The organism is Sulfuriferula sp. AH1 (assembly GCF_002162035.1).
In the GTDB taxonomy this organism is placed as follows: domain Bacteria; phylum Pseudomonadota; class Gammaproteobacteria; order Burkholderiales; family Sulfuriferulaceae; genus Sulfuriferula.
The window spans coordinates 958,821-972,073 of the sequence record NZ_CP021138.1 but is presented as its reverse complement, the minus strand read 5'-3'; the positions used below and the strand labels follow the sequence as shown (position 1 = coordinate 972,073).

General features: G+C 55.3%; 11 protein-coding genes. 4 read left to right on the top strand and 7 right to left on the bottom strand.

The window, feature by feature from the left end:
- Positions 1-208: 208 nt before the first annotated feature.
- Both CAP31_RS05050 and CAP31_RS05045 read right to left on the bottom strand, forming a co-directional pair.
- On the bottom strand, positions 209-1,603 hold the full coding sequence (locus tag CAP31_RS05050) for a heavy metal sensor histidine kinase (RefSeq protein ID WP_087446539.1): 1,395 nt from the start codon (positions 1,601-1,603) through the stop codon (positions 209-211).
- Complete coding sequence (locus CAP31_RS05045; protein WP_087446538.1) at positions 1,603-2,280, bottom strand: heavy metal response regulator transcription factor; 678 nt, start codon at positions 2,278-2,280, stop codon at positions 1,603-1,605. The genes CAP31_RS05050 and CAP31_RS05045 overlap by 1 nt, the downstream gene beginning before the upstream one ends.
- Before the next feature lie 240 nt (positions 2,281-2,520).
- On the opposite strand from CAP31_RS05045, the gene CAP31_RS05035 reads away from it, so the two are divergent.
- The 4 genes from CAP31_RS05035 (at position 2,521) to CAP31_RS05020 (ending at position 6,647) form a co-directional block, all read left to right on the top strand.
- Positions 2,521-2,814, top strand: a complete 294-nt coding sequence (locus tag CAP31_RS05035) for a hypothetical protein (protein ID WP_087446536.1) — start codon at positions 2,521-2,523, stop codon at positions 2,812-2,814.
- 354 nt (positions 2,815-3,168) lie between these two features.
- On the top strand, positions 3,169-5,016 hold the full coding sequence (locus CAP31_RS05030) for a copper resistance system multicopper oxidase (protein WP_087446535.1): 1,848 nt from the start codon (positions 3,169-3,171) through the stop codon (positions 5,014-5,016).
- Between the two features lie 30 nt (positions 5,017-5,046).
- A complete protein-coding gene (locus CAP31_RS05025; protein ID WP_223247373.1) occupies positions 5,047-6,000 on the top strand; it encodes a copper resistance protein B in 954 nt (317 codons plus the stop codon).
- A 56-nt stretch (positions 6,001-6,056) separates the two neighbouring features.
- Positions 6,057-6,647 (top strand): cytochrome c, encoded by a 591-nt coding sequence (locus tag CAP31_RS05020; RefSeq protein WP_087446534.1) that lies wholly within the window; start codon positions 6,057-6,059, stop codon positions 6,645-6,647.
- 20 nt (positions 6,648-6,667) lie between these two features.
- Here CAP31_RS05020 and ggt read toward each other — a convergent pair whose 3' ends face one another.
- From ggt to CAP31_RS04995, 5 genes are read right to left on the bottom strand one after another with little or no spacing between them, the layout of a single operon-like run.
- Positions 6,668-8,407, bottom strand: coding sequence for a gamma-glutamyltransferase (gene ggt, locus CAP31_RS05015; RefSeq protein WP_087446533.1), 1,740 nt, complete (start codon positions 8,405-8,407; stop codon positions 6,668-6,670).
- Between the two features lie 2 nt (positions 8,408-8,409).
- The gene (locus tag CAP31_RS05010) at positions 8,410-10,230 is read right to left on the bottom strand and encodes an HD domain-containing phosphohydrolase (protein ID WP_087446532.1); all 1,821 of its coding nucleotides are present in this window, start codon (positions 10,228-10,230) and stop codon (positions 8,410-8,412) included.
- Complete coding sequence (locus CAP31_RS05005) at positions 10,227-11,453, bottom strand: diguanylate cyclase (protein ID WP_087446531.1); 1,227 nt, start codon at positions 11,451-11,453, stop codon at positions 10,227-10,229. The genes CAP31_RS05010 and CAP31_RS05005 overlap by 4 nt, the downstream gene beginning before the upstream one ends.
- A gap of 21 nt (positions 11,454-11,474) precedes the next feature.
- The gene (locus CAP31_RS05000; protein WP_087446530.1) at positions 11,475-12,218 is read right to left on the bottom strand and encodes a response regulator; all 744 of its coding nucleotides are present in this window, start codon (positions 12,216-12,218) and stop codon (positions 11,475-11,477) included.
- A 52-nt stretch (positions 12,219-12,270) separates the two neighbouring features.
- Complete coding sequence (locus CAP31_RS04995) at positions 12,271-13,185, bottom strand: sensor histidine kinase (RefSeq protein ID WP_087446529.1); 915 nt, start codon at positions 13,183-13,185, stop codon at positions 12,271-12,273.
- Between the last annotated feature and the right edge of the window lie 68 nt (positions 13,186-13,253).

Here is a 13,253-nt window from a genome sequence, read left to right as displayed (position 1 = left end):
GTAATTTCCATTTGGATTTTCCTGACAGCTCGCCTTTCATTGTAGGACAAAAAATGCATAGCACTACCCAAAGGGGTCCATAACGGCATAACTAACCTGTATCTCGGCTATCCTGCGCTACGTGCGTTAACCAAGGAATGACGTGAATATTACATATTCGTATAATTTGCAGGTCACGAATTTAGTCTGCAACCTTTGAAATCGTTGATCACGATGCCACCGGCAGTGTAATCGTGAAAATCGTTGAATTGTTGTCTGAAGAAACTCCAATGCAGCCCTTGTGCGCTTCGACGATCGATTTGGTGATAGCAAGGCCCAATCCTGCTCCATCCAGCGCGGCGCCTCGAGCAGGGTCAAGCCGGTAGAAACGATCGAAAATCCGTTCCAGTTGCCCGGCAGGAATTGCCTTGCCATGATTTTCAACCTCAATCCGTTGCAACAACGCTGTCTCTTTAATTAAGCGAATATGAACTTTTCCGCCGGGAGAGGTATGAGTAATCGCATTGGACAGCAAATTAGCGAGAGCCCGCTGTAACATAATCCGGTCTCCCGTTACGCTCCCTGTCCCTGTAGTTACGACAGTTACACCTTTATCTTCGGCAAAAGGACCGAAAAATTCGGCAAGGCGCTCGATTTCTGTTCCAAGATCAACTCTTTCCCGTCCCGCCACCATCAGTCCGTTGTCTGCTTTAGCCAGGAATAACATGTCAGCAATCATTCTGGCCAGACGGTCAAATTCCTCCAGATTGGATGCAATGACCTCCTGGTATTGCTCGATGTTTCTGGCTTGGGACAGCGCCACTTGCGACTGGATCATGAGATTATTGATGGGGGTACGCAATTCGTGTGCGATGTCTGATGAAAAATCTGTCAGCCGGTGAAATGAATCTTCCAGTCGCGACAGCATTCCATTGAATGCAATCGCCAAATCGCGCAATTCCAGTGGCACACTTTCGGGACGCAAACGTTCACCCAGATGACTGACAGAGATATTGCGCGCTACTGCGGCCATATCCCTTACCGGCAAAAGCCCGCGTTTGGCGATGAACCAGCCAAGCGCGGCAGCGGTAGTCATGCCGAACACCAAAGCAGTCACCAGCAGGCTATGGAAATGGTCGAGAAAGTGTCGGTGCTCGTCGGTTTCCAGAGCAATATCGACGCTAAAACGGGGGTGCCCATCCAGACCGGAGGCAATCGAAGCCTTGATGCCACGGAACATGTGCTCGCCGTAATGCCAGGTTATCATAGTAGAATATGATGGGGGAGCGTCGGTATCCGCTGCCGCAAACTGCTGTGGAAAAGAAAAACCGGAAGTGGCAAACAAGCGTTGCCCGGTTTGGTCCCTGACAACAACAAATAACTCTGGATGACCGACTAGCGCCCCCTCCAGCAATTGGGGAAAAGCGGCCAGATCGGCTGGTGTATGGACCTCTTCGATCAAATTCCGGGTCAATTCCCATTTACCGTGGATTTCCCCCCAATCCATGTCAGCCAGGTGCGACTCGACGGAGCGGTTCATAAAATAGCCTATTCCCGCCAGCAAGAGCATGGTGGCAAGGGCAAACAGCAATGCCAGACGAAAGGTGATCGAGCGGCTTAACATCAGCTGTTTCGCAACTCCATGACATATCCCATGCCCCGTACAGTATGGATGAGCTTGGGCTCGAAATGATCGTCAATCTTCGCTCGCAGGCGACGGATGGCGACCTCCACCACATTGGTGTCGCTGTCGAAATTCATATCCCATACCTGGGAAGCGATCAACGTGCGCGACAACACTTCACCCTGACGCTGAAGGAACAGCGTCAGCAGCACGAACTCCTTGGCCGTCAAGTCAATGCGCTGCCCACTCCGGCTGGCACGGCGGCGAACGAGATTAACCTCAAGATCGGCTATCTCCAGAATATCCGGCTCAACCGCCTTCCCTCGACGCAGCAATGTCCGCACCCGTGCCAGCAATTCGGAAAATGCAAACGGCTTCACCAAATAATCATCGGCGCCAAGCTCCAGTCCTTTGACCCGGTCATCCACCTGGTCGCGCGCGGTGAGGAACAGCACTGGCATACTCCTGCCTGCTGTCCGGAGCGCACGCAACACCTCCCAGCCGTTAATACCAGGAAGCATGACATCGAGAATGATCAAATCAAACGACTCAGTCAGCGCCAGATACTGGCCATCGGTTCCAGTGACCGCCAGATCAGTAATAAAACCGGCCTCGGTGAGACCCTGCTTCAGATAAGTACCCGTTTTCGGCTCGTCTTCGACAATCAGTATTTTCATGACGATATTATCGCCCTTTTGCAAGCCCGTAGGGAAAGGTTACAAATTTGTAATTATCGCGTCAGCACTTTGTCGCCATTCATGGCGCATGCTGTTTTCACAGTTACGCGATTAAAACGGTTCGTCTTCATAAAAGCCGTCGTCGTACTGGCATTATCGGAAGGTACCACCAGCATTCCGTTGGCAAGTTGCCGCCGGACTGTATTTTGCGAATCATACACACTGAAAAAAGGAAAAATCATGAAATTGAATAAAGTTTACGGCGTACTGCTGGCAGGCCTCATCGTTGTTGCCGCACCAGTCTATGCGCAACAGCCGGATATGGGTAAAACCAACCATGACTCGGATAAGATGAATATGAATATGGATAAAGACATGAATAAAGGCATGAACATGGACATGGGGGCCGATTCCATGAAAAACATGCCTCGACAGGGAAACATGAGCGCCCCTGCCATGCAAAAGCAGATGAACGATCAGAGTCAACATTCCATGAATCCTGGAGCCGGAATGCCGAAAGATAATAAACAGTAACTTGCCTTGCCACCTTCACGGTAATACCTTGTTTTCCGTGAAGGAATAGATACCGACCGAACTGGACAGCCATTGCATCCGCTCAAGCCATGATAGCGGGATTAGCCAATTTGTGGAAAAGCATCGTTGTACAAAAATAGAACCCGGCACGTGAGCTGGAAAAGTCTATACTTGTTCCATGCACACTCGGCCGGAAACTCGTAACGTTTTTGAATATAACGAATCAGGCCAGCTCAGTTGAGGCGACAGTCCGGGAATTGACCGCAAACGACATGCTGCACAGTTCTGCAATCTTTGCCGCCGATGCGGAAAAAATTAACGCTGATTCATTCATTGAATGTCCAAGGATTTTTTATGAAAAAAACGACTCTCAAAAACCTGCCGGCGAACCCGTCTCGCCGCCGCTTTGTAGAAGGGCTTGTTGCAGGGGGCGCCTTGATAGGCACCAGCCTGTGGCAAAATCCCGCCTGGGCTTCAACCAGCCCTGGTCAACCCGCCGTACTCAGCGGAACCGACTTTACGCTTGATCTCGTTGAATCTGCGGTAAATTTCACCGGCACCCCCCGCATGGCGACTACCGTAAACGGCCAAGTGCCCGCCCCGCTGCTGCGCTGGCGCGAAGGCGACCGCATCACCTTGCGGGTAACCAATCGCATGTCGGTACCGGGTTCCATACACTGGCACGGCATCCTGCTGCCTGCCCCGATGGATGGCGTACCCGGCCTCAGTTTTAAGGGCATCGCACCAGGGGAGACCTATGTGTACCAGTTCGATGTGCGCCAGTCCGGCACTTACTGGTATCACAGCCACTCCGGCTTTCAGGAGCAGACCGGGCTGTATGGCCCCATTGTCATTGAACCGCGCGAACCGGCACCCTTCACTCATGATCGCGATTATGTCGTGATGCTGTCCGACTGGACAGACGAAGATCCGGAACAGGTGTTCAAGCATCTCAAGCAGATGAACGATTACTATAATTATGTTCGACCCACGGTCGGTGATCTGGTCGAGGATGCGAAGAAAGAAGGTTGGGCCAGCGCCCTGTCCACGCGCGCAGCCTGGGACAAAATGCGCATGAGCCCGCGTGACCTGTCCGATGTAAGCGGAGCCACCTATACCTTTCTCACCAATGGCATAACCCCGGCGGGGAACTGGACCGGCCTGTTCAAGCCCGGCGAGAAAATCCGTCTGCGCTTTATCAACGGCTCGTCGATGACCTATTTCGATGTGCGCATCCCCGGCTTGAAGATGACCGTGGTCGCGGCCGACGGCCAATATGTGCATCCGGTCAACGTCGATGAATTCCGCATAGGCGTGGCCGAGACTTACGACGTGATCGTTGAGCCGACTGAAGACCGTGCGTACACAGTTTTTTCCCAGGCACTGGATCGTTCCGGCTACGCGCTTGCTACCCTGGCACCGCGTATCGGGATGCGTGCCGAGGTTCCCAAACTCGACCCTGTGCCCATGCTGGGCATGTCGGATATGGGCATGGCCATGGGCGATATGCCGGGCATGGATGCTAATGGCAGCATGCAGGACATGCCAGGGATGGATATGGCTGGATCAAGCAGCATGAAAGGCATGGATATGCATGCAGGAATGGACATGCCTGGAATGGATATGTCGGGTTCTGCCAAGTCAGATGCAAAAGATATGGCATCTGCAGGTGGCGATGTACCAGTAAAACACCATGCTGCCACCGAATATGGCCCATCCAATTCCACGCGTGCGGATCAGGTATCAACACGGCTGGATGATCCCGGCGTGGGTCTGCGTAATAACGGACGACGGGTACTGACCTATGCCGATCTGCATACAGTGGGCGGCGCACTGGATCCACGCAATCCGACACGCGAAATAGAGTTGCATTTGACTGGCAATATGGACCGTTATATGTGGTCTTTCAACGGAGTGCCCTACTCCCAAGCCGAGCCGATATTGTTTCATTATGGCGAACGTTTGCGCATCATCCTGATAAACGACACCATGATGCATCACCCGATACATCTGCACGGCATGTGGAGCGAGCTTGAGTCCCCCGACGGGAATTTTCAGGTGCGCAAGCACACCATCAGCGTAGCGCCCGGACACCGCGTCAGCTATCGGGTCAGTGCCGATGCGCGCGGCAACTGGGCTTATCACTGCCACATGCTCTACCACATGGAAGGCGGCATGTTCCGCACCGTGGTAGTCGCTTAATCTGTGTATGAAGTAACGGAGATCATTGCAATGAAAAACCTCAAGCCGCTAGCGCAGATATTGCTCTGCACGCTGTTCCCGCTGAGCGAGGCTGTCTTTGCCCAGGACCCGATGCCTATGTCCGGGCATGAGATGTCCACATCCGGTTCCGACTCGGACATGAAAAACATGGATGCGGATTCCATGAAAAAAATGGGCGACATGCCGGGTATGGAAACCACTACTACCACCAGCAAGCAGCACCCCCCTGCGCAACCCGCCCCACCGGTAGGCAGCCTGCCAAGCAGCGATGGCTCGGCAGGCAAGTCATACCACGCTTTGGGTATAGACATGGATAGCATGCATATGGAGGATGATCCGCTCATCGCCAAATTCCTGCTCGACAAGCTGGAATATGTCCATGGCGACCAGACCGACAGCATGGTATGGGATGGACGCTTTCGTCTCGGTCACGACCTTGACAAGCTCTGGATACGCAGCGAAGGTCAACGGGCTCATGGCAAAACCCAGGATGCTGATGCTGAATTGTTGTGGGGCCATACTTATGCGGCATATTGGGATGTCGTGACGGGCGTGCGCCATGACTTCGGCGCCGGCCCCTCCCGCGACTGGGCCGCCTTGGGCATACAGGGGCTGGCTCCTTACAGATTTGATGTCGAAGCAACCGCGTATGCGGGGCCGGCAGGGCGCGCCGCGATGCGGCTGAAAACCGCCTATGACCTGTTGTTGACGCAGCGGCTGATCCTGACACCGGAAATCGACGCCAATCTGTACAGCAAGGATGACGTGGATCGCGGCATTGGCGCAGGACTGTCCGATACATCATTGGGCTTGCGCTTGCGTTACGAAATCCGCCGTGAATTAGCACCCTACATCGGTGTCAATTATGTGCAAAAATACGGAAAAACCGCAGACATTGCGCGAACCAATGGCGATCCGGCACATGATGTGCAATTGGTTGCGGGTGTGCGTATCTGGTTCTGATGCTTTGCTCGTGAATAAATGCATTTCATTCCTCTCTCATGCTGAAAAGGGTAATCATGAACACCGCAAAAATCGTACTGGCGACCTTGCTGGCACTCGCACTGGGCGCTGGTGCATTCGTATGGTCTGGCATATACAACCCTGGCGCCGACAACCCGCACTGGAAACTCACCTACGCGGTCATGGAGACCACTCGCGAACGGGCTATCGAACAACACGCATCAACCCTTTCCGTACCCGCCAATCTCAATGACCCCCAACTGATATTGAAAGGCGCCGGTCAGTACGCCGCGATGTGCACCAGTTGTCATCTGGCGCCGGGAATGCAGGATTCCGAACTGCGTCCCGGGCTGTATCCTCAGCCGCCTGATCTGAGCAAGGTGAGCGTAGATCCGCGCGAGGCATTCTGGGTCATCAAGCATGGCCTCAAAATGAGCGCAATGCCGGCCTGGGGAATGAGCCACGACGATGCAACGATCTGGAGTATGGTGGCTTTCCTGCAGAAACTGCCGGGTATGACGGCTGAGCAATACAAGGAGATTGTCGCCAAAGCACCGCCGGACGAAGATATGGGTCCGATGGACGACAATAGCCTGCCCACATCAGACGGCCATACTCACAGCGGACATATGCATGCTGACGATTAAACTCTGTTCGTCTCCCGATTTCAATATCCGGCTGCCATGCCTTCACGTCGCGGGTCGACACCGCCCATCCAGCCTGCCGGTACGCGCATGATGCCATGCAGGCCACTGTTGGCTTCGCCGATTTTGATCTGATGCCCCATGGATTGCAATGCCGGCTGCAAGGCTGCCAGCGGGGTGCCCTGTTCCAGCTCGGTGGGACCGTTGCGACTGCCAAAATTGGGCAGCGCGACGGCCTGCTGCATGTCCAGATGCCAGTCAAGCACGCCTATCAGCGTTTTGACCACGTAGTTGATAATCGCGCTGCCGCCCGGTGAACCGATCACGCCGACCAGCCGGTGGCGCCGGTCAAGGACCAGCGTGGGTGCCATCGCACTGCGCGGGCGCTTGCCGGGCTGTACGCGGTTCGCCACGAGCTTGCCGTCCAGCTCCAGGGAAAAGGAAAAATCGGTCAGTTCGTTATTGAGCAAAAAGCCGTCCACCATGTGCCGGCTACCGAACGCGTCCTCGATCGACGAGGTCATGGCCACCGCATTGCCCCAGCGATCCACTATGGAAATATGGCTGGTGGAAGGCAGATCCAACGCATTATCCGCACCCTGATCGGCGGCATTGACCCCAGGTGGCGTACCAGGCTCCGCCGTACCCATGCCATATTGCAGATCGATCAGCCCGGCACGCTGGCGCAAATAGGTTTTATCGAGCAAGCCGGCGACCGGCACCTGGACGAAATCGGCATCTGCCAGGTACACACTGCGATCGGCATAGGCCAGGCGCTCCGCCTCGCTGATGAGATGCACCGCCGCCACGCTTTCCGGCTGCAAAGCTGCCACGTCATACGCCTGCAATATGCCCAATATCTGCAACAGCGTGACGCCGCCCGAACTCGGCGGTGGCATGCCGCATACCGTGTATGCCCGATAATCACCGCACACCGGTACGCGCACTTTGGCCCGGTAAACGGCCAGATCGGCGATGCTCATTCTGCCCGGATTGGTCGGATGCGCATGCACCGTCGCCACGATGTCGCGGGCGATCTTCCCGGTATAGAACGCCTTGGCGCCGCGTTGCGCAACCTGACGCAATACCGCGGCCAGCTGCGGATTAACCAAGCGTTCACCTGCGGCGACAGGCGAACCGTCTGCATGATAGAAATACGCTCGCGCAGCGGGCTGCAATGGCAGATATTTGTCACGCGCCACCAGCGCATGCAGGCGCGGCGAGACGACAAAGCCGCGTTCAGCGAGCCTGATCACCGGGGCGAACAGCGTACGCCAGGGCAGCCTGCCCTGCTGCACATGCGCCAGCTCAAGCATGCGCAAAGTGCCGGGCACCCCTATCGATTTTCCGCCGATCACTGCGCGGTAAAAGCTGAGCGGCAAGCCGTCTTCATCCAGAAACATGTCCGCTGTCGCCGCGGCTGGCGCGGTCTCGCGCCCATCGTAAGCCAGTACCCGTTTATCGCCGTGGCGGTAATACAGCAGAAAAGCACCGCCGCCGACACCGGAAGACTGCGGCTCAACCAGCGCCAGCACCATCTGCACCGCAATCGCCGCATCCACCGCACTGCCGCCGCGGCGCAGCATGTCCACCCCCGCCGCGACCGCCAACGGGTTGGCTGCCACCACCATGGCATGCCTGGCCACGACCGCCTGGCGCTGCTGCAAGCCGGTCGCTGCTTCGGGGGCATCGGGACGCTCTGTTGAGCGCGCCGTAACGCTGAACAGCGCAATGATAACCAACAGGCAATAACGGACAGCCATGCTCACGCGAACTCGAACCTTTGTTCGGTAAACAGCCGTATGCAGGCTTCAACTACTTGTGCATCGAACAGCGTACCCTTGTGGACATCGATTTCATGCAGCGCCGCTTCCATTCCCAATGCCGGACGATAAGGGCGGTAACCCGACATCGCCTCAACGACATCGGCCACCATCAGTATTCTGGCTTCGAGGATGATATCTTCATCTTTCAGTCCCTGCGGGTAGCCCGAGCCGTCGAGCCGTTCGTGGTGCTGCAATACAGCCTGGGCGACCGGCCAGGGGAAATCCAGATTCTTGAGGATGTCATAGCCCGCCTGCGAATGCGTCTTGATCATTTCGTATTCCAGATAAGTCAGCTTGGCCGGCTTGGTGAGGATTTCCGCCGGGATCGCAACTTTGCCAAGATCGTGCAGATGGCCGATGACGTGCAGCCCTTCCAGCTTGCGTTCGGGCAGCCCCATTTCCTTGCCGATGGCGCAGGCAAGCTGTGCGACGCGACTTTCATGGCCCGCCGTATAAGGATCGCGCAATTCCACGATACTGGAAATGGCTTCAACCGTACTATCCAGCGACTTTTTCAGATTGCCAAGCGTGGCATTGAGCTTGTGCCCCAAACGCAAGGAATGCACGCCGATCGCAACATCGCTGGCCACCTCGCCCAGAAAGCGGACGATTTCCTCATCAAATGTCCCGTGCTGTGCCGAAAACACCAGCAGCGTGCCGATGATTTCCTGGTCTGCGAGGAGCGGAATCGCAGCAGCAGAGCGGATACCCCATTGCCGCACTATCGGCTGCCAGTCGGCAAGCAGCGCATCCGTTTGTGCATCCTCGATGACAATCGGCCGCTTGCCTTCAACGGCATTGGCAAACAGTCCGCAACTTTGTACAGGATCGTCGCAACGTGCCTGCAAGACAGCGAAATCGGCCTCGCCAATTCCCGCCCAGGCTACGGGCAACGGCTTGAATTTCTTGTTTTTGGCGGCAATCAGCACCGCCACGATGTCTTCGAGCCGCTTCAATGTATCGCAGACAAACTGGAAAAGCGCGGTTTCGCTATCGGGCGCAAGCAGGTATTCATTGATATCTCGCAGAATCAGCAGCATCGCATTCAGCTTTTTGACTTTGAATTCGCTGGTTTTGCGCTCGCTGATGTCGAGTGTGGTAATCCGGAAGACATCGCTTTCCGGCACATAATAAACATACTGTTCATAAGTAGCGCTGCCGATTCTGACCTCATGCATCACTTCCGGCTGTTCCGTTTGCGGGAACACGCTGACGATGTCTGCCAACCCTGCCAGGACCGGATGCGCCATGCCCAGCGCGAGCAGATCCGGAAACCGCTTCTCCGCTGCCGGATTGAGATAGGTTAGCGTGCCGGCGGCATCCAGTTCGATTAGCGGATTGGGGTTCATCCGGGGAAAGGACGCCAGCCGCAGTATCTCCTGCCGGCCCTGCTGACGTTCGACAGCATGTCGTATGTGTTGCAACAGATCGTCAATCTTGTAAGGCTTCAGCAAATAGGAAAACGCCCCCTGATTGGTTGCCTCGATAGCCGATTCCATCGCGGCATGGCCGGTCAGGATAATGGCCTCGGTGAGCGGCGAGCCGGCTTTGATCTGTGACATCACCGTGATCCCGGACATGTCAGGCAGTTTCAGATCGATGAGCGCCACACTGATGAACGCTTGCTGCGCTTGCGTGATACCTTCCGCACCATCTGCGGCAAGCAGCACTTCATATCCCTTCACCCGCAGAATATCGGCGAGGGTCTTGCGCAGATTCGGGTCATCATCGACCACCAGCAGTTTGGGCACCGTCTTCATGATGCCGGATTAACGACCGTTTCGCGCTGCAATGCCTCGACGCGATTCCGGCCATTCTGCTTTGCCAGATAAAGCGCGTCATCGACACGTTTGAGCAGCGAATTCAAATCATCTTCAGGATCGAAAATGACGACACCGAAACTGACGGTCAGATGCTCGACCTCGTCGAACCGGTAATCGGCGATAGCCAGCCGCAATTTTTCGGCCGCGGCAAGGGCGGCTGGCCGATCGGCCTGCGGCATCAGTATCATGAATTCCTCACCGCCCCAACGCGCAACGACGTCGACCGACCGGATATTCTGTTTCACCAGACGGGTAAGCGCCTGCAGCACAAAATCGCCGACATCGTGACCGAAACTGTCGTTCACCCGCTTGAAGTAATCGATGTCATACATGACCAGTGCCAATGGCGTGCTGTAGCGCTTTGCCCGCGCCACTTCACTGACCAGGATCGCGGTAAATTCCCTGCGATTGGCAATGCCCGTGAGGCTGTCAGTAGTCGCAAGAATATGAATGGCCTTTTCATCGCGCTTGCGCTGAGTGATATCCAGGGCATAGATGCGGATTAGCCCGACTTCCTGCACGAACGAAACATGCAGCTCATAAACCGCTTCACCAAGCTCGACCTCATGCACGATCTCGCACTGCCGCCTGTTCTCGCGCAAGGCTACGATTTGCGCGGCCAGTCCGCTGATTAACGGATGCGACAATCCCGTCACACTGAGGTCGGGGAACACTTTTGCGGCAGCGGGATTGATATAGGTAATCTCACCGGCGGGATCAAGTTCGATGACAGGGCTGGGATGCAACCGGGGAAAGGAGGCCAAGCGCAATATTTCCTCCTGTGCCTGCTGGTGATCCACGCCATGCCGGATACTCAGCAGCAGATCATCCATCTGGTAAGGCTTGAGCAGATAGGAAAACGCGCCCTTTCTGGTGGCCTCGATAGCGGTTTCCATGGAGGCATGCCCGGTCAGGATGATCGCTTCGGCCAATGGTGCAGTCGTCTTGATGCGTTCCATCACCTCCAGGCCGTTCATGTCGGGTAATATAAGATCGATCAATGCCAGACTGATTGCTTCACGCTCAATAGCAGCAACGGCTTCTGCGCCATTACCGGCAATAATCACCTCATAACCCTTGATTTTCAGAATGTCTGCAAGCGTCTTCCGCAGATTCGGATCATCGTCCACCACCAGAATTTTTACATTTTTCTTCATCATGAGGCACCCGATTTTTAGCCGCTAGGTCGAAACCAACGAATTCTGCAGTTTTTTGATCCGGATTTCCTCGATCAACTGAAGCAAGGCATCTGTTTCAAAAGGCTTGTACAGCACCGTATAGGCGCCGATCTGGCTGGCCTTCTCAATGGAGGCACCCATTTCCTGGCGATAGCCGGTCATCATCACGACCGGCTTGTTCGGGTATTTGGCCTGAATCCGCTTCAGCACTTCCACACCGTTCACGTCACCCAGCTTGAGGTCCAGTACGATTACCAGCTTATAGTTATTAGTGAGATGATCCAGCACCTTTTCCGGCTCGGTTTCCGTTTCCACCTGATAACCGCGCAGTATCAGTATGTCTTTCAATGTCTTGCCAAAACCGGGGTCGTCATCCACCACCAGAATGTTTTCTTCCTTGTGCAACAGCGACAGGAAAGACAATACCATCTGGAAATTAAGCGGCTTGGAGAGAACCGCGTAAGCCCCGGCATGCTTGGCTTCGTCCGCCACCTCGCCCGTCGTGTAAGCACTGACCAGCACGACTGGCAGCGCAGGGGAGATCGCCTTCATTTGACGCAGCGCCTCAACCCCGCTGATGCCGGGCATCCTGATGTCCATCAGCACGCAATCCGGCGCTTCGGTTTTAACCATCTCCACGCCTTCTTCGCCGGTATAGGCTGCAATCGCCTCATGACCCTTGATTTTCAGGATGTCGCAGGTGGTTTTCACGATACGCCGGTCATCATCCACTACCAGGATTTTCATGATTATCTCCAGTTTATTTTATTGTTGCTTTAATTCAAGCAGGAAGCATTTTTCATACCGTGCCGGCAATCGCTTCACTGCCTGGCAAGACGACAGTAAATACAGCGCCTTTACCCGGTTCGCTCCATACCTCGACATTGCCGCCATTAGCCTGCGTGAGGTTCTTCACTACCACCAACCCTAACCCGACCCGTCGCGCCTTGGTGGTAAACAAAGGCTGAAACAGCCTGGTTTGCTGCGCCGGCGCGATGCCCATACCACTATCCTTGATACTGATACGTACGCTGTGCGTCGGCTCATCCGCACTGGCCGCTATCTCCAGCGTACCGCCCTGCGGCATGGCCTCGACTCCATTGGTAATCAGGTTCCACAACACCTGTTGCATCTGCACGGGATCGACCTGGATGGCAGGCAAGGCGTCCGGGACATCCAGTTTGACGCTGACCGCAGCCGGAATCTGACATCTGCGCAAAGTCTGTCCGATCAATTCCGCCACATGAACCGTTTCGGTTCGCGGTGCCTTGGTGCGGACGGCATCCAGCAAATCGGACACGATGCGTTCCGCCTCTTCCGTCTCGCTCTTGATGATACCCAGATATTCTTTGGTCGTTTCATCTGCGTCCGTCAGCACTGCCTGCAGGAAATACACCGCATTATTTATCACCCCCAGCGGATTGCGCAGCTCGTGACCCACGTTGTCTGCCACCTGTCCCAGCAGGGCGAGTTTTTCCTTGCGCACCAGTTCTTCCTGCGCGGCCAGCAGTTCCTGTGTATGCGCCTGCAATTTCGCTTCAAGCTGCCGGTCTTGCAGGATCAGCAGCGATTTGACGGACTTGAGTTCCTGCGCCATCTGGTCATACAACGCTCGTTGCTTTTCCGGCTGGCGCAAACCGTCGCCCAGCAGCTTGTTATATCGTTCCAGCTGAGTGATTTTTAGCTGCAATTCAACTCGAATATCATCGGTCATGGCTACCTCTCATATCTGCATATCCGCCAATATTGCCAGCAATTGTATCCATGCACGCCCCCCTTCAA

Bases quoted from the DNA above. Each gene is read 5' to 3' on its own strand.
- CAP31_RS05050 (WP_087446539.1), bottom strand. From the start codon at position 1,603: ATGTTAAGCCGCTCGATCACCTTTCGTCTGGCATTGCTGTTTGCCCTT.
- CAP31_RS05045 (WP_087446538.1), bottom strand. From the start codon at position 2,280: ATGAAAATACTGATTGTCGAAGACGAGCCGAAAACGGGTACTTATCTG.
- CAP31_RS05035 (WP_087446536.1), top strand. From the start codon at position 2,521: ATGAAATTGAATAAAGTTTACGGCGTACTGCTGGCAGGCCTCATCGTT.
- CAP31_RS05030 (WP_087446535.1), top strand. From the start codon at position 3,169: ATGAAAAAAACGACTCTCAAAAACCTGCCGGCGAACCCGTCTCGCCGC.
- CAP31_RS05025 (WP_223247373.1), top strand. From the start codon at position 5,047: ATGAAAAACCTCAAGCCGCTAGCGCAGATATTGCTCTGCACGCTGTTC.
- CAP31_RS05020 (WP_087446534.1), top strand. From the start codon at position 6,057: ATGAACACCGCAAAAATCGTACTGGCGACCTTGCTGGCACTCGCACTG.
- ggt (WP_087446533.1), bottom strand. From the start codon at position 8,407: ATGGCTGTCCGTTATTGCCTGTTGGTTATCATTGCGCTGTTCAGCGTT.
- CAP31_RS05010 (WP_087446532.1), bottom strand. From the start codon at position 10,230: ATGAAGACGGTGCCCAAACTGCTGGTGGTCGATGATGACCCGAATCTG.
- CAP31_RS05005 (WP_087446531.1), bottom strand. From the start codon at position 11,453: ATGATGAAGAAAAATGTAAAAATTCTGGTGGTGGACGATGATCCGAAT.
- CAP31_RS05000 (WP_087446530.1), bottom strand. From the start codon at position 12,218: ATGAAAATCCTGGTAGTGGATGATGACCGGCGTATCGTGAAAACCACC.
- CAP31_RS04995 (WP_087446529.1), bottom strand. From the start codon at position 13,185: ATGACCGATGATATTCGAGTTGAATTGCAGCTAAAAATCACTCAGCTG.